This is a genomic window from Pseudoglutamicibacter albus, assembly GCF_031458175.1.
GTDB lineage: Bacteria > Actinomycetota > Actinomycetes > Actinomycetales > Micrococcaceae > Pseudoglutamicibacter > Pseudoglutamicibacter albus.
In genome coordinates, this window is record NZ_JAVDXX010000001.1 from 791,763 (window position 1) to 815,290 (window position 23,528).

The 23,528-nt window shown below is 59.0% G+C and carries 18 protein-coding genes, 1 tRNA gene and 1 pseudogene; 11 read left to right on the plus strand and 9 right to left on the minus strand.

What is annotated here, in order from left to right; genetic code table 11:
* Window positions 1-2 precede the first annotated feature (2 nt).
* A complete protein-coding gene (locus tag J2S67_RS03460; protein WP_310246333.1) occupies window positions 3-413 on the minus strand; it encodes a DUF3099 domain-containing protein in 411 nt (136 codons plus the stop codon).
* A gap of 170 nt (window positions 414-583) precedes the next feature.
* Between J2S67_RS03460 and J2S67_RS03465 the strand changes: the two genes are divergently transcribed.
* Together J2S67_RS03465 and J2S67_RS03470 are read left to right on the plus strand one after the other, a co-directional pair.
* The gene (locus J2S67_RS03465) at window positions 584-1,330 is read left to right on the plus strand and encodes a beta-ketoacyl-ACP reductase (protein WP_310246336.1); all 747 of its coding nucleotides are present in this window, start codon (window positions 584-586) and stop codon (window positions 1,328-1,330) included.
* A gap of 53 nt (window positions 1,331-1,383) precedes the next feature.
* Window positions 1,384-2,142: an SDR family oxidoreductase gene (locus J2S67_RS03470; protein WP_035755657.1), complete on the plus strand. Its 759-nt coding sequence runs from the start codon at window positions 1,384-1,386 to the stop codon at window positions 2,140-2,142.
* 150 nt (window positions 2,143-2,292) lie between these two features.
* On the opposite strand, the gene J2S67_RS03475 is transcribed toward J2S67_RS03470, so the two are convergent.
* Together J2S67_RS03475 and serB are read right to left on the minus strand one after the other, a co-directional pair.
* Window positions 2,293-4,488 (minus strand): VanW family protein, encoded by a 2,196-nt coding sequence (locus J2S67_RS03475; RefSeq protein ID WP_310246340.1) that lies wholly within the window; start codon window positions 4,486-4,488, stop codon window positions 2,293-2,295.
* 157 nt (window positions 4,489-4,645) lie between these two features.
* A complete protein-coding gene (gene serB / locus J2S67_RS03480; RefSeq protein ID WP_310246343.1) occupies window positions 4,646-5,620 on the minus strand; it encodes a phosphoserine phosphatase SerB in 975 nt (324 codons plus the stop codon).
* A gap of 81 nt (window positions 5,621-5,701) precedes the next feature.
* Between serB and J2S67_RS03485 the strand changes: the two genes are divergently transcribed.
* The 5 genes from J2S67_RS03485 to J2S67_RS03505 all read left to right on the plus strand — a co-directional run bounded on the left by J2S67_RS03485 (window position 5,702) and on the right by J2S67_RS03505 (window position 9,914).
* Window positions 5,702-6,487, plus strand: coding sequence for an ABC transporter ATP-binding protein (locus tag J2S67_RS03485; RefSeq protein ID WP_310246345.1), 786 nt, complete (start codon window positions 5,702-5,704; stop codon window positions 6,485-6,487).
* A gap of 14 nt (window positions 6,488-6,501) precedes the next feature.
* The gene (locus tag J2S67_RS03490; protein ID WP_239446885.1) at window positions 6,502-7,299 is read left to right on the plus strand and encodes a sulfite exporter TauE/SafE family protein; all 798 of its coding nucleotides are present in this window, start codon (window positions 6,502-6,504) and stop codon (window positions 7,297-7,299) included.
* A gap of 146 nt (window positions 7,300-7,445) precedes the next feature.
* Window positions 7,446-7,703 (plus strand): type B 50S ribosomal protein L31, encoded by a 258-nt coding sequence (locus J2S67_RS03495; RefSeq protein WP_035755666.1) that lies wholly within the window; start codon window positions 7,446-7,448, stop codon window positions 7,701-7,703.
* 108 nt (window positions 7,704-7,811) lie between these two features.
* Window positions 7,812-8,906 carry a lipoyl protein ligase domain-containing protein gene (locus J2S67_RS03500; RefSeq protein ID WP_070490623.1) on the plus strand — a complete coding sequence of 365 codons (1,095 nt, stop codon included), beginning with the start codon at window positions 7,812-7,814 and terminating at the stop codon, window positions 8,904-8,906.
* A 204-nt stretch (window positions 8,907-9,110) separates the two neighbouring features.
* On the plus strand, window positions 9,111-9,914 hold the full coding sequence (locus J2S67_RS03505; protein ID WP_310246352.1) for a hypothetical protein: 804 nt from the start codon (window positions 9,111-9,113) through the stop codon (window positions 9,912-9,914).
* A 109-nt stretch (window positions 9,915-10,023) separates the two neighbouring features.
* Here the strand turns inward: J2S67_RS03505 and pepN are convergent, their stop codons facing one another.
* The 3 genes from pepN to J2S67_RS03520 form a co-directional block, all read right to left on the minus strand.
* Window positions 10,024-12,690 carry an aminopeptidase N gene (gene pepN / locus J2S67_RS03510; protein WP_310246355.1) on the minus strand — a complete coding sequence of 889 codons (2,667 nt, stop codon included), beginning with the start codon at window positions 12,688-12,690 and terminating at the stop codon, window positions 10,024-10,026.
* A 123-nt stretch (window positions 12,691-12,813) separates the two neighbouring features.
* On the minus strand, window positions 12,814-14,856 hold the full coding sequence (locus J2S67_RS03515; protein WP_035755671.1) for an acyl-CoA dehydrogenase family protein: 2,043 nt from the start codon (window positions 14,854-14,856) through the stop codon (window positions 12,814-12,816).
* Between the two features lie 2 nt (window positions 14,857-14,858).
* The gene (locus J2S67_RS03520) at window positions 14,859-15,623 is read right to left on the minus strand and encodes a TetR/AcrR family transcriptional regulator (RefSeq protein ID WP_310246360.1); all 765 of its coding nucleotides are present in this window, start codon (window positions 15,621-15,623) and stop codon (window positions 14,859-14,861) included.
* Window positions 15,624-15,771: 148 nt separating this feature from the next.
* Between J2S67_RS03520 and J2S67_RS03525 the strand changes: the two genes are divergently transcribed.
* The 3 genes from J2S67_RS03525 to J2S67_RS03535 are packed head-to-tail and all read left to right on the plus strand — an operon-like array spanning window position 15,772 to window position 19,443.
* Entirely contained in the window at window positions 15,772-17,142 is a 1,371-nt protein-coding gene (locus J2S67_RS03525; RefSeq protein ID WP_310246362.1) for an acetyl-CoA C-acetyltransferase, read from the plus strand.
* 1 nt (window position 17,143) lies between these two features.
* Window positions 17,144-18,505, plus strand: coding sequence for a 3-oxoacyl-ACP reductase (locus J2S67_RS03530; protein WP_310246364.1), 1,362 nt, complete (start codon window positions 17,144-17,146; stop codon window positions 18,503-18,505).
* A 2-nt stretch (window positions 18,506-18,507) separates the two neighbouring features.
* Window positions 18,508-19,443: a MaoC/PaaZ C-terminal domain-containing protein gene (locus tag J2S67_RS03535; RefSeq protein ID WP_310246367.1), complete on the plus strand. Its 936-nt coding sequence runs from the start codon at window positions 18,508-18,510 to the stop codon at window positions 19,441-19,443.
* Here J2S67_RS03535 and J2S67_RS03540 read toward each other — a convergent pair.
* Entirely contained in the window at window positions 19,412-20,608 is a 1,197-nt protein-coding gene (locus J2S67_RS03540; protein WP_310246370.1) for a glycosyltransferase, read from the minus strand. The genes J2S67_RS03535 and J2S67_RS03540 overlap by 32 nt on opposite strands.
* 251 nt (window positions 20,609-20,859) lie before the next feature.
* Between J2S67_RS03540 and J2S67_RS03545 the strand changes: the two genes are divergently transcribed.
* Window positions 20,860-20,945: transfer RNA gene (locus J2S67_RS03545), tRNA-Leu, on the plus strand.
* 129 nt (window positions 20,946-21,074) lie between these two features.
* Here the strand turns inward: J2S67_RS03545 and J2S67_RS03550 are convergent.
* The gene (locus J2S67_RS03550; protein ID WP_310245177.1) at window positions 21,075-22,253 is read right to left on the minus strand and encodes an IS1249 family transposase; all 1,179 of its coding nucleotides are present in this window, start codon (window positions 22,251-22,253) and stop codon (window positions 21,075-21,077) included.
* A gap of 163 nt (window positions 22,254-22,416) precedes the next feature.
* Window positions 22,417-23,508, minus strand: a pseudogene (locus J2S67_RS03555) (IS1249 family transposase); the annotation flags it as partial.
* Window positions 23,509-23,528: the final 20 nt, after the last annotated feature.

Genomic DNA, 23,528 nt, shown 5'->3' on the forward strand with positions numbered 1-23,528 from the left:
AATCAGGCATGCCCCGCATCGTTGTTTCCAGCCGCTTGTGAACGTTGGTGTTGCTCGCTATGAACCTGGATGACCTGTTCGGAGGCCTTATCCTCTTGGTCTTCGACGTAGGTGCTCGACAACTCAGTAGGTGCCTGTTGATCTGCCCACGTGGGGTCCACGGTGTCGGAAGGCTGGATCGCGTTCGCGCTCACGACGGCGAACCAGGGGATCACGGTAGCGAACAGTAGAAGACCAAGGCCCACCCATAGGTTCCCGTAGTAGGCGATGATACCGCCGAGCGGGAAGCAAATGACGCGCAGAGTCATCTTGAGCGCGTACATACGGTGACGATGGCGTGCCTCAAGCGACGCCGCCTCTTGGGCGTCGGTGATCGAGTATTCCGCAGCTACGGTCGCATCCTTTTTAGCCATTGTATCTATTATGGACTCCCACTCGTTCGATGCCGGCATCCTAGGTACGCATCACGGGTGTTGGCTTCCTGCCAGCTTACGCACCGCACTCGGTAGACTGAACACGTACATCACATTGGCTTATTGCACACCCCGGGAACGGGTGTGCGCTGACCTGCTCAAGGAGATGCATGAGCGCGAGTGCCGCGACCACGAAAACCACGGATACACCCGCACGCACTGTATTAGTGACCGGTGGTAACAGGGGGATTGGTTTGGCGATCGCTGAGCAGTTCCTCAAAGCCGGTTACCAGGTGGCGGTGACAACTCGGTCTGAGCCTGCACCGGTTGAGGGGATTCTTTCTGTCAAGGCCGATGTGACCGATAGCGGCAGCGTTGATGCCGCGATGGCTGAGGTTGAGCAGAAACTCGGCCCGATCACCGTGGTGGTTGCCAACGCAGGTATTACTCGCGACACTCTTTTGATGCGGATGAGCGAATCCGACTTCACCGATGTTGTGGACACGAATCTCACGGGTGCGTTCCGTGTGGTTCAGCGCGCCACGAAAGGTATGGTCAAGGCTCGTTTCGGCCGCGTGATCCTCATATCCTCTGTTGTTGGTTTGCTGGGTGGGGCAGGCCAGGTCAACTATTCAGCATCGAAAGCCGGGCTCGTCGGGATTGCGCGTTCCGTTACTCGTGAACTGGGTTCGCGCGGCATTACCGCGAACCTGATCGCCCCCGGCTTCATCGAGACAGACATGACTGAGGCTCTTGACGAGGATCTGAAGAAGCAGTACAAGCAACAGATCCCAGCGGGCCGTTTCGCTTCCTCTGAAGAAGTAGCCAAGGTCGCAGTGTGGCTGGCATCGGAAGACGCCGGCTATATCTCTGGCGCGGTTGTACCCGTCGACGGCGGGCTGGGGATGGGGCACTAGGCCCCGGCCTAGATTCTCTTTGCTCTGAGACGTTTTACTGAAAGTAGGTTTGCATGTCCAAGCTTGAAGGCAAGGTAGCGATCGTTACTGGTTCCAGCCGTGGAATCGGTGCGGATACCGCGAAGATTCTCGCGGCTGAAGGTGCCGCTGTCGTGGTGAATTACCGCGATAAAGCGCCGCGGGCGAATAAGGTTGTCAAAGCCATCGAGGAAGCCGGTGGCCGTGCGGTAGCGGTCAAGGCGGACCTCACGGTCGCAGAGGATCGTGAGGCGCTCGTGAAAGCCGCCGTAGAGAACTTCGGCCACCTCGACATTCTCGTGCTCAACGCATCGGGCGGTATGGAGTCCGACCGTGGCGAAGATTACGCGATGCGCCTGAACCGTGACGCTCAGGTGGGTATGCTCGATGCCGCGTTCCCGTCGATCCGCCCGGGCGGCCGCGTAGTGTTCGTGACCAGCAATCAGGCCCACTTCATCGAAACCCACCCAACGCTTCCGGCCTACGAGATGGTTGCCAAGTCGAAGCGCGCAGGTGAGACCGCGTTGAGAGAGCGTGAACACGAGTTCGCTGAAGCCGATATCACGTTCGTGGTGGTCTCGGGTGACATGATCGAAGGCACCATCACCGCAACGCTTCTGGACCGCGTTGAGCCAGGTGCGATCGAAGCGCGCCGCGAGGAAGCTGGCCGCTTGTACTCGGTTGCTGAGTTCGCTCAAGAGGTTGCTCGGATGGCTATGGATGACGTCGAGCACATGCACACCGAATACGTCGGTGGCGCTAAAGGCTTCCTCGATAAGGGTTTTAACCTCTAAGGGATTATCCGCTGACGAAGGCCCTTAGGCCTCAACGTAGGGGCCAGCACATGTGAAGGGGCGACCACTTGTCCAAAGTGGTCGCCCCTTCACGCTGTTCCGCAGGACTGCTTGCTGAGCTCGTCGCGGCTAACTATCTTGTGCTACAGCCTAGTCCTTGCTGCAGGTTACGTTAGGCCAGCCCTCATAACGTGTGGTCTGGGAGTCCTTGAGAACTTCGCCGGTATCAACGTTGGTGCGAGTTCGCGTGACATTAACGGTGAAGCCCTTCTTGCCGCTGGATTCCGGGATACAGTTCGGATCGTCCGAGGTCAGCGTTGGGCCAGACGTGTAGTCGTAGAAGTCGCTCGTGGTGGTTTTCACTTTCCAGGTCTTATGGCCAAACACGGCGGTGTTAACCTTGTTGTTCTCCAGCCACATCGCGACCACGACGGGAGCCTTGGTGTTGTTCTTCCACTTGACGTTGATCGAGCCTTCCCAATATGTGGATTCACGTCCAGCTGGGTAGCGGTCGAACCAACGGTTGTGTGGCCTCCACTCCTGGATGTCCATGCCTGCGAGGTATCCGGCGTTATACGCCATCGTCGCGATCTGTGAAAGGCCCCCACCGACTGCCTTGGTCGAGACGCTGTTGACCACCACACCGGATGAGTAATAGCCGTTTGCTTCCGTAACTGGGCCGAACTTGGTGGCAAGATCGAAAGACTCACCGGGCAGGATGACGCTACCGTTGATGCGTCGTGAACCGGCTTCGAGGTTCTTAGTCCGGGTTGGGTCATAAGGGTACGGTGTTGCGAACTCAGCGACCTTGGTAACGTTCCACTTCTTCGCTTGCGCGGTGGTTACGGATGGTTCCTGGGCTTTGAACGGCACGTCCGCGATGCGATCAGACGTGGATGCGGCGGCTTCGCGGACCTTTTTGCCTAGCTCCTCACTGTCTAGTCCTTTACCGCTTTTGCCCGGTACTATCTCCGCTTTCGCGTTCGAGCCTGTCCCGACCAGTTTGAGGCTTGCGTCTTGTGCCGTGGTGTTGAGCTTAGGGTTGGCTTTTTCTACCGCGGATTTCAACGCCTCATCGTCCGTTTTCAGTTCGGGGGAGGAGTCCTTGACGTCTACGACGGTAGCCTGAGCGAGAGTAGCCACGCCCAGTTCGGCCCGCTCGCCTCCGGCTTTCACCGTGACTGGGCCAGAGAGGTATGGGTCCACCGTGGTTTTGATGAATTCGTTCCATCTTTCGGTGGTGACGTCGGGTTCGATGACGTTGGATGCGACCTCGATTTTGCGTTCTTTGGCGAACGCGTTCTTGGTGATGCTGTTCCGGGCGATCTGTTCGCTGACGTCGTGGCCGTCTTTCGGTTGAGTGAACTCAGGGCCGCCCTCGGTGAGGCTCAGTTTTCCTTCGACCGGGTCATTAGTGAGTGCATCAGAGATCTTCTCTGCGCTGGTCGTGAGGGCTTCTTCATCGAGGGTCTGCTTGACCTCGAGCTCTTGGGTTCCGGATAAACGTTCGAGAATGATCTTCGGGTTCCACGTCCACCCAGACAGATCTGCAAGTGTCGCCTCAACGTCGATTCCGACACCGGCCTGAGCGGGGGTCACCGACGCTGTCGCGGACCCAGCGGTGAGCGTCAGCTTCTTGGTGAGGCTGCCGCCGAGCTCTTTCTCTAGTTTCACGGCGGCTTCCTGGCTGGAAAGGCCAGAGATATCGACCCCGCTCACCGTGATGTGGGCAGGGAGCTTATCTGAGGTGAACCAGGCGGTTCCGGCGTAGGCGCCAGCTGCGAGCAGGAGGACTCCACCGACGATGGAACCTGCGACGAGGCCGCGCCGTTTGCGCTTGTGGCCGCCAGCCTTCTCAGATGGCGGGTTGGAAGCCGATGCAGAACCTGGGGCGGACGCAGCAGAAGCGGACGCAGTGGAAGCGGACGCAGTGGCGGTGGATGTGGCGGCGGGAGCGGTGGTGGAGACCGAGGCCGAGTCCGAAACGGAAGATGCGGCGGAGGACTCATCGGAAGGCTCCGTCGAAGGCTCAGTGGAAGGCTCAGGGACCGATGCGGTGGAAGCCGCGGCGGGGTCCTGCTCTTGGTGAGCCGTCTCTTCCTGAGCTGACTCGTCCCGAATGGTCTCGTCTTGGGGAGTCTCCTCTTGAGACGCATCCTCTTGCGGCGTCTCATCCTGAGCCGCCTCGTCCTCAGCCGGTTGGTCCTGAGTCGATTCCTCCTGAGTCGGCTCGTCTTCGGGAGTTTCCTCCTGCGAGGTTTCTTCCTGCGCCGCCTCCTCCTGAGTCGGCTCCTCTTGAGGCGTCCCGTCTTCGGGGGTCTCGTCGGATCCAAGCTTTGCGTTCATGAAAACCCTTCTGTGCTGCACACGGGCGCATGCGCCTGTTGGAATACTGTTGAAAGCCTCCCAATATTCTAAGTCTTTTCACAAGGTTTCTTGAGCGGGCTTGCGGTCAACAGCTGTGGTGTACCTCTCGTGCTGTACTCGTGATGTTGCCTGCGTCTTAGTGTTGCTGCTCGGTGGCAACGTCCCAGCCAAGCAGCGCGGCTACGGCGTCAAGCCGGCGGAGCGAGAGGGTGCCGTCAGCGACGGCTTTGAGGGCTGGCTTGGGTTGCAGCCCGAGACCGCCGGTTGCGGTTGTGAGGAGGTCGATGTCATTCGCGCCGTCTCCGAGCCCGAGCGAAGGCAACTGGTTGTTCGATGTCCATTGTGCACGATGCTTGGCTTTCGCCTGGCGGTCGATAATCGGCCCTGTCACGCGGCCGGTGAGTTCGGCATCGTTGACTTCGAGGTGGTTAGCTATGGCTCCGTCAAGGTTGAGTCTGGCGGCGAGCGGGTCGAGGATTTGTTGGAACCCGCCGGATACCGCATAGGCTTTCCAGCCGCGTGCATGAGCGGTTTCGATCAAGAGTTGTGCGCCCGCTGTTGGCGTAGTTTTCTCTGAGACGTCCTCGATGGTCTGGGCGTCTAGCCCCTTGAGTACCGCGACTCGTTCGCGCAGGCTCTGTTCAAAGTCGAGTTCGCCGCGCATGGCGCGTTCGGTGACTGCGGCGACCTGTTCTTCAAGGCCGATGTGGGCGGCGAGCATTTCGATCACTTCTTGTTCGATCAGTGTTGAATCGACGTCGGTCACGATCGCCCCGGCTGGCTCGTTCCATGCGGCCATCTGTTCGCTCGTCCACGCGGCCCATGCGCGTTCGGTGTCCGCGGTCTCCCTGTCCGGGGCCTCGGTGTCGGTAGTCTGTACCGGGCCGTCAGTGATAACCCAGTCCCGCAAGCGTGTGCGCGCAACAGTTACCGCATTGTTGGAGGCCAACGTCCAGGCAGCAGCGCCAAGATCAGGTGCGGTTCGAGGCGCCGGCTTCTCCTGGACTATGAGTGACCCCAAAAGGTCAGCAACCTGCCTGCGTGCGGAAGCGAGAAAGCCTTGTGGCGCGACGACAATCACGGTGGGGGAGGCTGAGAGTGGAATGCTCATGATGGCATTGTTTCGAATCTTGGGCACTAGTTGTCTATCTGTGGCATAAGAATGACGCCGATGTGTCCTAAAGTGGTGTGCATGAGCTCCGTTTTGAACCTGGAAGATGTCAGCCTGTGGCGCGGCCGGAAGTACCTGCTTAAAGACGTTAATTGGCAGGTGAGCGAAGACCAACGGTGGGTTGTGTTGGGTCCGAACGGCGCAGGTAAAACGACGTTGATGAAAATCGCAGCAACGCAGATGTTCCCTTCCGCCGGCACAGTGGACATTCTGGGTGAGCGTTTGGGGCGCGTTAACGTTGCGGATCTGCGGCCATCGATCGGATTGGCATCGAGCTCGGTTGCGTCGATGGTGCGGGAGCGCGAGCAGGCCCTGGATCTGGTGGTTTCTGCTGCTTACGGTATGACGGGCCGTTGGCGTGAAAAATACGATAAGGACGATGAGCGCCGCGCCTTCCAGCTATTGCAGGACTGGGGTGCCGGGACATTGATGTCACGCAGGTTTGCCACGTTGTCTGGCGGCGAAAAGGCACGCGTTCTCATTGCCCGTGCCCTCATGACTGACCCTGAGCTGATGCTGCTGGATGAACCAGCGAATGGTTTGGACCTGGGCGGGCGTGAAGATCTAGTCTCGCGTATGTCCGAGCTCGCGCATAGCCCGTACGCGCCTGCCCTGATCTTGGTGACGCATCACCTTGAAGAGATCCCTCCTGGTTTCACGCATGTTTTGATGCTCAAAGACGGCGAGGTTACGGCGAAGGGCTCGATCGAAGACACGCTGACCGAAGAGAACCTGAAGAAGACGTTCAGCGTGGACGTTAAGCTGACCCGGACCGAGCAGGGCCGCTATAGCGCGTTTGCACGCTAGAAGGTCCGGCTCCTGTGGGTGAGTGGGAACTCTGGCAGCTAGGGCTGATCTTTCTATCTGGCTTATGGGCTGGAACCATCAACACGGTTGTGGGTTCGGGCACGTTGGTGACGTTCCCTGTTTTGGTGTCGATGGGTATGAACCCCGTGAATGCGGTGGTTTCTAACGCGATGGGGCTGGTGGCCGGCGGGTTTTCTGGCGCTTATGGTTACCGCGAAGAGCTGAAGACTGTTCCGCGTACGTTTCTGCGGCTTCTGCCTGCCTCAGTTGCGGGCGGGTTGTGCGGTGCAGCGTTACTTTTGAACGTTCCTGACGACGTGTTCGATTGGGTTGCACCTGCCCTCATTCTGTTCGCGTTGTTTTTGGTTGTCTTCCAGCCGCGGCTCTCTGCGCTAGTTCAAGCCCGTACCGGTTCAACGCAGTTGCGTACGCCTGATCATCAGCAGTTGTCACCGTTTCTGTATGTACTCGTATTCCTTACGGGCATCTATGGGGGGTTCTTCACCGCGGCGCAGGGCGTGATTCTGTTCGCGATTTTCGGAGTCATGCTTTTCGGCTCTTTGCAGCAATCCAATGCGCTCAAGGTGGTTCTGACCTTGGCGGTCAATATCGTTGCTGCGTTGAGCTATCTCTTGTTTGCCTGGGACAGGATTTCGTGGCCCGTGGTTCTGATGGTCGCGGCAGGCTCAACCGTAGGCGGTTGGATCGGTGGGCGAGTGGGGCGCAAACTGTCCCCCACGATCCTGCGCGGGACCATTGTGGTGATCGGCTCGGTGGCTGTAGTCACGATGCTCATCAAACTCTTCGTATAGGCAACGCGCTCAGATTGAGTGTGCTATCTGCCAGCTGAGCATGTAGACTTGAAAAGCTGTTCACGCACGTGCGCGTGCCTGAACGCCACCGAAACCATCGCGACTGGCAAAATCCAGGCGCACTAGATCTTTAAAGGTGCAGATATATGAAGGCTGAAATTCACCCAACGTACGAGGCCGTGGTTTTCCGTGACCTGGCTTCCGGCGAGAAGTACTTGACTCGCTCGACCATGACTTCCGATAAGACCATCGAGTGGGAGGACGGCAACACCTACCCGGTTGTTGACGTTGAAATCTCTGCGGCATCGCACCCGTTCTACACGGGTAAGCAGCGCATCATGGACTCCGCTGGTCGTGTGGAGCGCTTCAACCAGCGCTTCAAGGGCTTCGGCGGCAAGCGCTAAGTTCTGCATCGCAAGCATTGCGGCGCGCACACTGTGCAGCGCGCATTCAATGGGGCTGACACCTACGGGTGTCAGCCCCATTTAGCTTGCCAGCGTTAGGGTAGAAGCATGAGTAACATCGTGAACAGCAATCGTGGGCCAGCCTTTACTCACCACGGCGAATATAAGGTTCCAGGTGGAAAACTTGTGGTTGCCGACCTTGTAGTTGATGGCGGACGCATCGAGCAAGCGATGATCAACGGCGACTTTTTCCTGGAACCTGATGAGGCGTTAGCTGACATCAATCATGCGCTCACTGGTCTGGCGGCAGATGTAAGCCACTCGAAGTTGGTTAAAGCGGTTGAGGCTGGACTGCGCGAGGACGCGGTCATGTTCGGTTTCGATGCTCACGCGGTTGCGACGGCGGTCCGCCGGGCCCTGGGCCATTCAACAACGTGGGCTGATCACGAGTGGGAAATTCTTGAGCCGGTCGCGTATCCGATCTCGTGGAACACGGCACTCGATGAGGTTTTGACCCGTCAGGTGGCTGCAGGCAAGCGTAAACCTACGTTGCGTTTGTGGGAATGGAATGAGCCGGCAGTAGTGATCGGTTCTTTCCAGTCGCTTTCGAATGAAGTCGATGTTGAAGCAGCCGAGCGGCATGGTGTCACTGTGGTGCGTCGCATCAGTGGCGGTGGAGCCATGTTCATGGAGTCGGGTAACTGTGTGACCTATTCGCTGACTGTGCCGGCGACCTTGGTTGATGGCATGAGTTTCGCTGACTCGTATCCGTTTTTGGATGCGTGGGTCATGGAAGCGTTGAGCGAGCTGGGGGTCGAGGCGCGCTACGTTCCTTTGAATGACATTGCTACCGAGCAAGGGAAGATCGGCGGCGCTGCCCAGAAACGGTTGGCTGGCGGTGGCTTACTGCATCACGTGACGATGAGTTATGACATCGACGCTGAGAAAATGATGGAGGTCTTACGCATTGGGCGGGAGAAGATCTCCGATAAGGGGATTGCTTCGGCGAAGAAACGAGTTGACCCGCTGAAACGTCAGACTGGCAACACTGCCCGTGAAGACATTCTTGAGGTCATGATGAGTGCCTTCGAGCGAAAGTATGGGGCTCGGCGCGTCCACTTGGATGAGGAAACACTGGCGGAGGCGCGGAGCCTGGCCGAGCAGAAGTTCCAGGATCCAGAGTGGACGGCTCGTTTGCCGTAGAGGGCAGCCTCTTTACACGGGCCTCTACATGTGCTTACCGTTAGAAATATCAGGCCCCGGGGACTTATAGCTCCCGCAGAGCGAGAATCAAACATCCCGTGCCTGTGTTGCAAGAGAACCGGATAAGGAGCCGTGGACGAGAACCGTCGCGGTACGTCTAGAAACAACCAGCAATGGCGACAACGCATCATGTTGGAGGTTCGCATGAAGACCGTAAGGAATATTGCAACAGCAACCGCAACCGGACTACTCATCGGAGGGCTCGCACTTGGCGGAACTGCCACTGCCAGCCCAGCTAGCACCGTAGCGCCAGAGAAAGGCGCGAGTGCCGCATCGTGCTTTGCAGAAGCAAACACGCAGACTCTATCTATCCAGCAGAACATCGAAGCTACGCTGGGCAACCTCAATGTAGCGGAGAAGAAACTCCTCGCTGAGGACTACCAGTCCAACAACTATTCGGCTGACCTGAAGAAAAATATCGAGCTCTCTCATGACAAGAGCGACAAGGCCAAGACATTGGTCTCCTCGGCCCTGCAGATCGCGGAGGAGGATTACGGAAGCCTCGAAGACCTGAATGCGGCCGTATCCAAGGCTCAAGCAGACCGTGACGAGGCCATCCAGGCCTATGATGCGATCGTTGAGAAGATAGAAAATGGAGAGATCTCAGGTGACGAAGCCAAGGAGGCGGAAAAGAAAGCCGCTGATGCGGTAGCTGAAACCACCGATGCATACAACGACAAGCTGACTGATCTCTCGGGGGTCGTGAAGCCACTTCAGTCGGCCCGCAACATTAACGGTGAAGCCCGCGATGCAGCACAGGCCGGGCACAACAACCTCAAACAGGCAGAAGAAGCCGGTTATTGGCCAGCTAACGGCGAAGAGATCAAGACCGCGCTGACCAACGCTGACAAGGCGGCACTCCAAGCGGACCAGGAGCTTGAAAGCCTCCTTGATGGAGATTGCTCCGAGCTAATCGACCAGTCGGGAACCCAGCCAGGAACCCAGTAAGCATTTTCGGCCAGTGAAGGAAGCAGTAAAATAGTGGGCACGTCGCCAAGCTCTTGGTGACGTGCCCACTATTTTTATGTGAGAGAGGCTGTGCTAAGCCTCTGTTTTTCTATGCCTTCGAGCTAGCTGCTTGCGCGGCTAGGCGACGCTCAGCATCGTCGAGCTCTTCGAGTACGAGGCGACGCAACGCAGCTGGCGCGTCCGTGGATCCATCAAGCCACCTACGTGCACGCTGAATCTCAGGGTTGGACTTGAGGTCGCCATCGGCCAATTCAACCGCGGCAGGGAATAGGCCCTCAACAACACGGGTCGCTTGCCCCTGCGACATCGAAGCCCACACGCTCTCGATCCGCTCCCAGTACTCAGCTGGCTCGGGCTGATCTTTGCCGGCCGGATCGATGCCCAGACCATCAGCGTAGGCCTGCAGGTAGTCGTTGGATAGAACCGTGCCGTCGGATTCTTTGCCTACGTACACGTTCGCGCGGATCTCCTTCTTGACCTCGGCATCCGGGCGGGCAGCAAGTGCCTCACGCAAACCGCACGCCGCATCCTGAGTTGGCTTGCGGCGGTGTTCAGCCTCGATGTCTTCAGCGGTAGCGCGGCCGTGCGCGGCGATCACTGTCAGCGAGGCCCACGTCAGCTCTTCGCCCAGGGTCTCTTTGTCCTGAAGCCAGGACTCAACCACATCGAGTAGCCCCTCCGGAAGCTCAGCAACCCGAGCAGCCGTGTAGAGCAGCGAACGAGTGAATACGAGGCGGCGGTCAGAGCCGACCTCTTCTTCAAGAACCTGAGTCAGCAAGAACGTGAGCCACCGCTGTGCGATCTCGGCGCGCTGGTCCTTGGTCGTGTAGCCGCGAACAGCGATACCCGCCTGCCCCAGTACGGTAGCCAAAACGCCGGAGTCCTCGATCAACGCGGAGTTCGCGACCACGCCATCGATGAAACGCTCGGCAGGCAGGTCGCCGTCACGGGTCATGTTCCATGCGGCAGCCAGCGCGGTTGCACGGTCCAGTTCGGAATCCAAACCAACCGTCAAGGCGACATCAAGCGAAGCGCCCTCCAGGCGGACCTTCGCATACGTCAGGTCACCCTGGTTCGGCAACACGGCGCTACGGCCCGCAACCAAGGTGCGGCCCACCAACTCAGGAACTGGTGCGGACTCACCCTCAAGGCGAACCTCGAACGCCTCAACCAGACGTGCAGGTTCGGCAGCCTGCTCAACCGCATCAGCATCAGCGGCGTCGCCAGCCTCGAACAAGCCAACCTTGAGCACCTGCGGACGCACCACCTCCTTGCCCGTCACCGGGTCCGTTCCCTGCTGCTTCACCACAGCGGAGGTGACAACACCATCGGCATCCGTGTCGGTTTCAACCCACAGGCTCGACGGCCCGGACGTGTTGAGCCACGCCTCAGCCCACGCCTGCATGTCGCGGCCGGAGGCCTCGGAAAGGATCACCAGGAAATCATCCAGGGTCGTGTTGCCCCACGCGTGGCGCTGGAAGTATGTGCGCGATGCCTGCAGGAACGCATCCTGACCCACATACGCGGCCAGCTGCTTCAGGACCGAGGCGCCCTTAGCGTACGTGATGCCATCGAAGTTCTGATCCGCGGCTTCAAGGTCCACGATGTCGGCCATGATCGGGTGGGTCGTCGGGTACTGGTCCTGCGTGTAGGCCCAGCCCTTGCGGCGCGAGGCGAACGTCGTCCAGGCGGTCGTGAAATCGGTCGCTTCATCGACCACGAGCGTTCCGATGTAGTCCGCGAAGGACTCCTTGAGCCACAGATCATCCCACCACGTCATCGTCACGAGGTCACCGAACCACATGTGTGACATCTCGTGCATGATCGTGTTCGCGCGTCCCTCGTGCTGCGCCAACGTCGGTGCCGAGGTGAAAACATAGGCTTCCGTGAACGTCACCAGGCCCGGGTTCTCCATCGCGCCGAGGTTGTATTCCGGTACGAACACCTGGTGATAGTCACCCCACGGGTATGCGTAGTCGAAGTGGGTATGGAACCAGTCCAGCCCCTGCTTGGTCAGCGTGAACAGTTCCTCGTGGTCCAGGTGTTCAGCGATGGACGCGCGGCACGCCAACTGCAACGGAACAGAGACTTCAACGCCCGACGCGGTGGTCCCGTTGTAGTGGTCCTGCCACGTTGCGTACGGTCCAGCGAGGAATGTGGTGATGTAGGTCGACATCGGCTCGGTTGTGGTGAAGGAGCGGGTCGCGCTACCGTCGCCGTGATCCTCGGTTGCCTCGAGCGCACCGTTAGCATCCGCATGCCAGTCGCTTGGCGCGGTGATGGATACGCTGAAGCGGGCCTTCTGATCCGGCTGGTCAAAGCACGGATAGATGCGGCGGCAGTCTGCTGGCTCATTCTGGGAGTACAGGTAGACCTGGCCATCGGTTGGGTCTTTGAAGTAGTGGACGCCTTCACCCGAGCGCGAGTAGGTGGATTTCGAACGGATCGTCACCGTGTTCTCGGCTTCAAGGTCGCGCAGGTAGATGCGTGCCCCATCGACAGCATCATTGACCGGAACCTCACGGCCGTTGAGGGTAATCTGCTCAACGATCCCGTCGACGTAGTCGAGGAACGTTTCAGAACCGACAACTGCTGTGAACTGCAAGGTGGTTGTGAGCCCAAAGTGTGTGGGGTTCTCACTCACCGCGCTCATGAAGTCAAGATGCAACTGGTACGTGTGGGCTTGCACGGTGCGCGAACGTTGCTGCGCGTCGTTGCGGGACAGATTTTCGTTGGAAGCACGCAGATTACTCATGTGAATATTCAAACATCATTAGCGTGCAGACCCTTAACCAGCTTTAACCGCTGTTGGCCTGTACCCATCGGCACAGGCCAACAGCGGCTTTAGCTGGCTGACTTAGTTCGGCCCAGCGTGGCCTTACTTGGCGGCTTTTTCTTTAGCGCGCAGCGTTTTCTCTGACACCGGGGCGTCCGGGTCCTTGCGCAGCTTCTCGTAGTAGGCGTGTGCTTCGTCCTGACGTTCCTGCTCGCGGCCAGAAGAGATCGGTGCGCGGTAGTGCTCTTGTGTGTAACCGAACGCATCAACCAGATCCTGGGCGTGCGGGCGCAGACGGGTGATCAGACGATCCAGGTACTCGGTCAAAGTGCGGCCGCGGTGAGGAGAAATGAGGCCGTGCATCATGTACCAGCCGAGCTCCTCCTCGATCACGGTGAGCGCAAAAACATCGCGTACCCACGTCAGAACCTGCGCGGTGCCGTCCCACGAATCGCCGTGCTTTTCTTCGAACGCCTCGATCGCGCGAGTGAATGCCTCCCACTGAAGCAAGCGGGCGTGAGCCTTGGAAGCAAGCACGAGGCTGTTCTGATGCTGGTTGAAAACATCGGCTTGATCGCCAGGGGAGGCTTTGCGTACCGCGTTGAGCGCTTTCGCGATCTCTTCGACAGCCATGCGAACGCGTGCTGAGAGCAATGCGTGCTGAACCTGCGGATCCTTGAGGTTCTTAGCTGTGCGGCGCTCTGATGCGGTATCCAGGGCATCCTGAACAACGTTGCGCAAACCGGAATGTGAATAGAAGTTCTCCGCGAGAGACTTCGCGGCGAAGGTCGCCAAGCCCAGCGGCTCCATACCCTTGAGCTGGCCGGCGAATTCGGTCAGTAGGCGCTTGCCCACCAACTGAAGCAGAACGTTGTTATCGCCTTCGAATGTCGTGTAAATATCCAGGTCTGCGCGCAGGGAGGTCAATCGGTTCTCGGCCATGAACCCCGCGCCACCGCATGCTTCGCGGCATTCTTGCAGTGTATCCATCGCATCCCATGTGCTGACCGGTTTCAACGCCGCAGCCAACGTTTCGAGGTCCTGACGGGCTTCGTCGTTGTCTTCGCGGCCGGAGAACACCGCATCGAACTTGAGTAGCAGCTCATCGTGGGCGAACGTTCCGGCATAAGCCTTGGCCAGAAGAGGGATCAAGCGGCGCTGATGGCGGCCATAATCCAGCAGCAGCTGCTCGCGGTTGCCGGCGGCAGCGAACTGGCGGCGCTGATTCGCGTACGTCACCGCAATACCCAAGCCGACCTTGGACGCGGCGATCGAAGCGCCATCGAGAGACACTCGGCCCTGAACCAGGGTTGAGATCATCGTGAAGAAGCGGCGCCCCGGGGAATCGATGCTTGAAGAATACGTGCCGTCAGTCGCGACGTCGCCGTAACGGTTCAGCAGGTTGGTGCGTGGAATGCGCACGTTCGTGAAGTGCAGCATGCCGTTGTCGATGCCGTTGAGGCCGCCCTTGACGCCATCGTCTTCTGCGCCAACGCCTGGAAGCAGGTTGCCGTCCTCATCGCGGATCGGAACCATGAAACAGTGCACACCGTGGTTGACACCCTTGGTGATTAGCTGAGCGAAGACGGTGGCTGCACGGCCGTGCAGAGCTGCGTTACCGAGGTAGTCCTTCCAAGCCGCCCGGAACGGGGTGTGGATCACGAACTCTTCGGCATCTTCGTCATAGGTTGCGGTGGTGCCGATGCTTGCAACGTCTGAGCCGTGGCCAGCCTCGGTCATCGCGAACGCACCGGGGAGCTCAAGGCTGATGATCTGTGGGATCCACTTACGATGGTGTTCCTCGGTCCCAAGGTGCAGCACGGCTGAGCCGAACAGGCCCCACTGAACGCCGGCTTTGATCTGCATCGAAGGGTCAGCGATGACGAGCTCCTCGAAAGCAGAGATGTTGCCGCCGTGGTCGTCACGGCCGCCGAGCTCGGTTGGGAACGCGCGGGAGATCGCGTCTTGTTCAACCAGGATCTTGAGGTTGTTGAAAACGTGCTGGCGCTGGTCAGCTAGGACCTGACCCTCGATCTTGTGCAGACGTGTGTCTTTGACGCGTTCGCGTGCTTCAGTGCGTGCTTCGGCAAAGCTGCCCAAGAGGTACTGATTCAAGCGGTCTACGTTGATGCTGGTGCTACTCATGGTCAGTGTGCCTTTCCTAGTGCTGCGGCGGGTGTTTCGGTTTGGTTGTCCATGTCGATGGGGGAGAGGACCCCGTGGGTGAGCCACGTACTGATTGCCTGAGCTAGTTGTGCAGCTGGGGTGCTGTTTTCGTTTTGGTGGGTCAGCCAGTGGTCAACTGCGGAGAGGATGAATCCGAGCGCGGATTCAGCCCAGAGGGTGTCAAAGAGCTCGCTGCTGTGATGCGGGGTGATTTGGCGTAGCCCGGACGTCATGAGCGATGTGATGTCGTTGCGGGCTTTGGCCGCCACATCGGTGTCGATCGAGCTGCTGGTCGGCATGACGCCGGCAGCGTTTTCGGGGTGCATCACGAACGCATAGAGCGCAGGGGAGCTTTGTGCTTGGTCAAGGTATTCGCGGATCATCGCGGTGAGTCCGCCTTCGGGTGTGGTGGCTCGGCGGCCAGCGTCGATCACGTGTGCCCTCACACGCGTGATGATTTTTTGGGAAATCGCGGCACGTAGACCGTCTTTGTCGCCGAAGTATCGGTAGTAGACGGACTTGGATGTTTGCGCGGCTGCTGCGATCTCGTCCATCGATAGCTGTGGACCGCCGTGGTGGATGGCTCGGCGGGCGGCTATGAGGAGTTCTTCTCGCCGTTGCCTGCGGTGGTCTTCCCAACGTGTTGCGCGTCCGTCGCCTTCGCGCTCATCAGCTTGGTGTTCATCACCTGTGCGGTGCTCATCATCATGTGTGGCGAGTGAGCCTTCGGCTTGATCGCTGTGCATGGGTCAGCCTCGCTTGTAACGCATTGAATACTGTGTGATGTGTTTCACGATACCGATAGTATCAGGTACGCTGAGTATTGGTTGAATCACATGAGGCACTGTTAGCTTCAAGCTCGAATAGAGACTCCACTAGAGAGGACACAAGTCCGTGAACAAGTCCCCAGAAAACATCCTGGCAAACAAGGCAGAAGTAGCAAGTAAAGCTGAGCCTAAGCCGCAGAATCCAGGTGTATCTGCGCCTCGTGAGGTTGCGATTGTTGGCGGTAACCGCATTCCGTTCGCACGCGCTTATACCGCATACGCCGATGTGTCTGAGAAAGACATGATGCTCGCCGCCCTCGATGGCCTTGTGGCCCGCTTTGGTTTGCAAGGGGAACGGCTTGGCGCCGTGGCCGCTGGTGCCGTACTGAAGCACCCAAAGGACTTCAACTTGACCCGCGAGGTCGTTCTGGGCTCCCAGCTTGACCCGGCAACGCCGGCCCACGATGTGCAGATGGCGTGCGCGACCGGCGTTGAAGCCGTCGGCTCCGTAGCAGACAAGATCGCTCACGGCCGCATCGACGTCGGCGTGGCAGGCGGGGTGGACAGCATTTCCGACGCTCCGGTCGTTGTCACGGACGGGCTACGTAAGATCCTGGTGCGCCTCACGACAGCGAAGACCGTCAAGCAGAAGCTCGCGGCGATCGCATCGATCCGTCCATCCCACCTCAAGCCAGTTGCACCGGGCACTGCCGAGCCGCGCACCGGCTTGTCGATGGGTGAGCACCAGGCGATCACCAACGAACGCTGGGGAATTACTCGCGAAGCCCAGGACGAGCTTGCCGCTGCAAGCCACCGCAACCTCGCGAAAGCCTACGATGAGAACTTCTTCGACGACCTCATCACCGGATTCCAGGGGCTCACTCGCGATAACAACATGCGCCCGGATTCCACGGTTGAGAAGCTCGCGAAGCTCAAGACCGTCTACGGCAAGAACCTGAAATCGGAACCAACGATGACCGCCGGTAACTCGACCCCGCTGACCGACGGCGCATCAGCTGTTCTGTTGAGCTCGGTTGAATACGCTGATGAGAAGGGCCTTCCGAAGCTGGCCAAGCTCGTTGACTACGAACTCGGTGCCGTGGATTTCGTTGGCGGTGAAGAGGGCCTCCTCATGGCACCTGCCTACGCAGTCCCGCGCATGCTCGAGCGTAACGGCCTCACGCTTCAGGACTTCGATTTCTACGAGATTCATGAGGCCTTCGCCGGTACCGTGCTCTCGACCCTGAAGGCATGGGAAGACGAAGAGTTCTGCACCACCAAGCTCGGCTTGAAGGCCCCGCTCGGTTCGATCGACCGTTCCAAGCTCAACGTCAACGGATCCTCCCTGGCGGCCGGCCACCCGTTCGCTGCAACCGGCGGGCGCATCATCGCCTCGGCCGCCAAGATGGTTCACGCCAAGGGCAACAAGGCACGCGCGCTCGTATCCGTGTGCGCGGCAGGCGGCCAGGGCGCTGTAGCTATCGTGGAGGCTTTCTAATATGGCTGATCAGTACATGAAATTCACCCAAGCAGGGTTCGGTAAATTCCTGAGCAAGAAGCTCGGGCTACCCCGGCCAACCACGCTGCGCCGCTTTGAGGAAGGTGCGCCGCTCGTGCCTGGGACGGCGGTCGTGCTCGGGGTGGAAACACAACTGGAAACCCGGAGCAAAAGCGTCCAACGGATCGCCGATCTGCTCGGAACGTGGGGTGTCAACGCCACAACCCACCCTGATTCTGTGCGCGGAGAGATCGGCGCCATCATCCTGTGCACCGAAGAAATCAATACCCCAGAAGAGCTCAGCAGTATAGCGATGACCGCGTCCCCGCTGGTCAAGAAGCTCGCACGCACCGGCCGTGTTGTGGCCCTCATGCGCCGAGCGGATCAAGCCACATCCACAGCCCAAGCTAGCGCCCGCGGTGCCGTAACCGGCATGATGCGTTCGCTCGCTCGCGAGCTCCGTTGGGGATCGACCGGCAACGGCATCGTGTTAGATAATTCCGTCGATGTGGATGCAACGAGCGTCCAGGCGGCGCTGCGTTTCTTACTCTCGGGTCGCTCGGCTTACGTTGACGGCCAATTCATCGAAGTCAGCAGTGCCGATGGAACACTGCCAGAGAACCCGGAGAAACCACTAGAAGGTAAAGTCGCAGCCGTCACCGGTGCGGCCCGTGGCATCGGCGCCGCGATCGCTAAGGTTTTGGCTCGCGACGGCGCACGCGTCATCGCGATCGACATGCCAGGGGCATCCGAATCGCTCACCACAGTGGCCAACGAGATCAAGGGAACCGCGCTCCAGCTCGACGTCACGGCTGTAGACGCTGGCGAGCGCATTATCGAGCATGCACGCCAGCTACACGGCGGCCTCGACATCGTGATCCATAACGCGGGCATCACGCGCGATAAGTTGCTCGCCAACATGGATGAGTCACGTTGGAACAGCGTCATGGCAGTGAACCTGGAATCCCAGTTACGCATGAACAAGCAGTTCCAGGACGCGGGGCTCGAAGGCCTGCGTGTAGTGACACTCGCCTCAACCTCCGGTATTGCCGGTAACCGAGGCCAAACCAACTATGCAGCATCGAAAGCTGGCGTGATCGCGATGGTTGCGGCTGAAGCCGAGAGGTTCGCGGCCCACGGTGGCTCGATCAACGCGGTCGCTCCGGGCTTCATCGAAACTGACATGACAGCCAAGATCCCACTCGGCCCACGTGTGGTGGGCCGGCTCGTGATGCCAAGCCTTCAACAGGGCGGCCTGCCCGTGGATGTTGCCGAAGCGATCAGCTTCCTCGCATCCGACGGCGCGGGTGGTGTCAACGGCCAAACCTTGCGTGTATGTGGCCAGAGCCTGATCGGAGCGTGAGTATGTCCATCCGTTATCTCGACGCGCTACCAAGCCTGGGGAAGATCTATGCGCAAGCGGGTACCGAGGCGCTTAAGAAGCGGCCAAAGAAGGTCGCTGCAGGTAGCCTCCCGAGTGATGGGCTCGGCGTGCGTGGGGTCACGATATCCCGGGAAACCGTCAACGCTGTCAACCGTCACGTTGGGGCGCCCACTAGGGATTCCGTGCCGAGCATCGTGGTGTTCGGTACAGCGTTTCCGTTGCTGATCGAGCTCATGCGGCAGCCGGAGTTCCCGTTGCCGATGCTCGGGATGATCCACTTGACCAACACGGTTGAGCATCACCGCACCATCGTGCCAGGGGAGAAGCTCACTTTCGAGGTCCGGCCGCTTTCACTCGATGCGCATCACGCCGGTGTGGCGTGCGAAATCGAAACGCGTGTGCTCGATGACGGCGGCGACGTGGTCTGGACGGGGACGGGTGTGTTCCTCGCTAAGGGGGTCACCCTCGAGGGCGTGCAGAAGCCCGAACGGCCTGAGCGGGAAGCGCCTGACCTTCCACCGATGAACGCTCAATGGAGCTTTGCTCCGGGGGAGGGCCGTAGGTGGGCCGGGATCCTGGGGGATTACAACCCGATCCACCTCTCCAACGTGAGCGCGAAACTGTTGGGTATGAAAACCGCGATCGTTCACGGCGCGGACCTCGCAGCGCACGCGCTGGCTGCCGTTGAACCGGCTGATGCAACTGCTTGCGGCGGCTATGAGTGGCACATCGAATTCGGTGCGCCCGCTCCGATCCCATCCCGCATCAGCTTCAACCAGACTGCGGTGAAGAACGCAGATTTTGGTGAGGGAAACGCGGGAGATGAAGTTGAGGGGCTTGTTGGCTTCACCGGGTTCAGTACCCGGAAGAAGCCGCGGATCCACTTCACAGGGTACGTGCGCCCCTTGGGTGTGTAGCCGCCTGACGGTAGAGACCCAGAAGCGTTGAGGCGGTGGACTCCCACGAGAAGTGCCGGCCGTGATCTGCGGCCGCGAGCGCTACCTCGTGGGGGACACCGCCCTTCGCCCAAGGCGCCAACGTGCGTGCCCACTCATGTGGATCACGTGAGTGAATCAGCAAGCCGTCAACGCCGTCGTCAATCAAATCAAGTAAGCCACCCGCGGCATGCCCTACAACAGGGGTACCGGAAGCCAGTGCCTCGGCAGCTACAAGACCGAACGTCTCGTGGCGAGACGGCACCACAACAACATCAGCGGCCCTGTACATTAACGCGAGAAGATCCTGGGGCATCGGGGGTTTGAACGCAACCCGATCCTCGACGCCTCTCGCGCGTGCCCGTGCCGCTAGGTCCATCGAACCAGGCCCAGACTGATCCCCGATCATGACCAGGCTCGCTTCACACCCCGCATCTTTCAGCGCAGCCAGGGTATCTAGCGCGACATCCGGGCCCTTATAGTCCTGGAACCTGCCAGCGAACAACATCTTGAGCCCGCTCCGGTGTGCTCCGGGCTCTACTGGCCAGGAAGCCGTAGGTCCTTCTGGGTGGAACACGCTGCGGTCGATCCCGGGACGGACGATCGTGATCTTCTCAAGCTGGACCCGTAGGTCGTCACTGAGCTCCGCCCGGTCTGTCACGGTATTAGCTGTGAGCCCGTACGCTTCGGCGGCGATGCGCTGTTCCGTCTGCTCACGAAAGGTTTCCACAGTATTCCGGATGTGGCCGTGATGCCGCTTCCGCGCGGCGGTGGTGTGAAAGGTTACGATAACCGGCTTGCCGTGAGCGGCTTTGAGGGCGGCGTCGGCTGAGAGCCAATAGTGGGCGTGAACCACATCTGCGGCAATAAAAGCTGGATGCTGAGATAACTGTTGCGCGAACTCATCCGTGTATTGGGGTAGGTCTTCCTTCGAAGCGTCGGCTGGCCCAGCCGGTAGGGTGTGGACACGGTAGCCAGGGGTCACTTCGATGCTTCCCGGCTTACCTCGTGTGAAAACATCGACGCTCACGCCGGCGGCCGCGAGGGCACGCGACGTCTGATCGACGAAAACATTGAGACCACCGGCGTCCCCTCCACCCGCTGTTGCACGCGGCGAGGTGTGCATACTGATCACAGCAACGTGCATTTAGTCACACTCCAGGCGGAATACGGGAACAAACCAAACAGGGACACGAGCGGAATCTAGCTCGCTTAAAGCCAGCAAATAAGCCCATGGAACGGCTTTCATTCTAGAGCCAGCAGTTCATGTGGGGTAGCTGGCAGGTCATCCACGTGACACATAGAGGTCCCCTCGTTTTGGCATTCTCGAAATCACTGTGTAGAGTCTTTCCTGTTGTCTTCGGTCAGTACAACACAAGGGACTGGCCAAAGCCGCTCGCGCGGGTGGCGGAATAGGTAGACGCGCTAGCTTGAGGTGCTAGTCCTCGCATAAGAGGGTGGGGGTTCAAGTCCCCCTCCGCGCACGTTTGTTATGTGTCGGGACATCGTTCACACGATGTCCCGACATTTTTTATGCCTAGGAGCTTTGAAGTGTCGCGTCATCGTTGGGTTAAGGGTCAAAATGTGTGTCTGGTTTGGGTGTGTTGCGGGGGTTAGATGTGGCCTTTTTGGATGCCGATTGAGTGTGTGTAGGTGGTGTCGATAGCGTTGTCGTAGAGGGCTGGTCGTCCTGTTTGGTGGTCGGCTTGGTTCTTGTTGTGGGTCAGGGCTGGTACTTTGGCGAGTTGGTTTTGGCCCCAGTTGGACTGCCTGGCGATTTCTGTTGGATCGTCAGGCAGTTCTGTTTTCTGGTAGAGCCACCATTCCAGCATTTTTCGTTGGTGTTCTCCGGTTCTGCCGCGGTGGGTGCGGGTGAGCAGTTTCAGTTCGGCGTTGATCGCGCCTTCAAGGCTGTTGGTGGTGGATTTGATGCGGTGCCGGTGCTGTAGTTCGGTCGGTGGGTTGAGGTAGGTGAACAGGAGGTTGTTACGCCATAGGTGTAGCAGGCTGTTGTAGGCCTTACGGGTGTTCGGGTGTGTCCAGGCCCAGTGGCGTTGTTGGGTGATTGGGTCTGTGGTGAAGGTTTTCTGGTTGAGCCATCTCCGGTAGAAGGTGCCGTATTCATGGAGTTGCCTCGCCCAGGTGGCTGCTTCATCCAGGGTGGTGATCCGGGTCAGGTTCCGTGCTAGTTGATAGATCGCTTTGCCCGCATCGGTACGCGGGTGTGAGGTGGTGTAGCGTCGTACAACTCGTTGTGCATGCACCAGGCAGCGTTGGATCACGGTGGCAGGCCAGCATTTCTTGATAGCGCTGGCGGCTCCTTGTCCTCCATCGATGACAGCGATCACTGGTGCGGGGATACGTTGAAGTAGTCGTTGGTAGTCCAGGCTGGTTTCACGCTTGCACCAGTGCCAGGCCAGGACATGATCGAAGGTGGCTGCCACGATAAGACACCCGGCACCGGTGTAGGTTCCATCGATAAAGATCTGGTCATAGATCGTCCCGGCGTGTTTGATCATCGGGTCGGGTACTTCAACCAGCCAGCACCAGCTAAACCGTCGCTTCAACGTCGAAGGGCTCACCCCGGCCTGTTGTGCGGTGTCTTTCAAGCTACGGGTCGAGGTGCAGTGAGCGATGAACTGCTTGAACACTGCTGCTTTGGTGATGTCAGTCCGGGTTTTGGTGCTTGAGGCTCCACAGAGTTTGCACCGCCACCTTGTCCTACCTTGTGTGGTGGTGCCATTGCGTTTCATATCGCCACCGCAGTGGCATCGTGGTCTGTTCTTCGGCATCCAGCCACCACACCACTAGCCGGTAGCACATCAAGGGCACCACACCGAGGAATGAACGCTCACACCACCGATATATGCCCAGCAGCCATATATATCCGCTGAAACCCGCGCCAACACAGCCGAAAACACCAACCCCAGACACACATTCTGACCCTTAACCCTGGTCGGCTTGGTTCTTGTTGTGGGTCAGGGCTGGTACTTTGGCGAGTTGGTTTTGGCCCCAGTTGGACTGCCTGGCGATTTCTGTTGGATCGTCAGGCAGTTCTGTTTTCTGGTAGAGCCACCATTCCAGCATTTTTCGTTGGTGTTCTCCGGTTCTGCCGCGGTGGGTGCGGGTGAGCAGTTTCAGTTCGGCGTTGATCGCGCCTTCAAGGCTGTTGGTGGTGGATTTGATGCGGTGCCGGTGCTGTAGTTCGGTCGGTGGGTTGAGGTAGGTGAACAGGAGGTTGTTACGCCATAGGTGTAGCAGGCTGTTGTAGGCCTTACGGGTGTTCGGGTGTGTCCAGGCCCAGTGGCGTTGTTGGGTGATTGGGTCTGTGGTGAAGGTTTTCTGGTTGAGCCATCTCCGGTAGAAGGTGCCGTATTCATGGAGTTGCCTCGCCCAGGTGGCTGCTTCATCCAGGGTGGTGATCCGGGTCAGGTTCCGTGCTAGTTGATAGATCGCTTTGCCCGCATCGGTACGCGGGTGTGAGGTGGTGTAGCGTCGTACAACTCGTTGTGCATGCACCAGGCAGCGTTGGATCACGGTGGCAGGCCAGCATTTCTTGATAGCGCTGGCGGCTCCTTGTCCTCCATCGATGACAGCGATCACTGGTGCGGGGATACGTTGAAGTAGTCGTTGGTAGTCCAGGCTGGTTTCACGCTTGCACCAGTGCCAGGCCAGGACATGATCGAAGGTGGCTGCCACGATAAGACACCCGGCACCGGTGTAGGTTCCATCGATAAAGATCTGGTCATAGATCGTCCCGGCGTGTTTGATCATCGGGTCGGGTACTTCAACCAGCCAGCACCAGCTAAACCGTCGCTTCAACGTCGAAGGGCTCACCCCGGCCTGTTGTGCGGTGTCTTTCAAGCTACGGGTCGAGGTGCAGTGAGCGATGAACTGCTTGAACACTGCTGCTTTGGTGATGTCAGTCCGGGTTTTGGTGCTTGAGGCTCCACAGAGTTTGCACCGCCACCTTGTCCTACCTTGTGTGGTGGTGCCATTGCGTTTCATATCGCCACCGCAGTGGCATCGTGGTCTGTTCTTCGGCATCCAGCCACCACACCACTAGC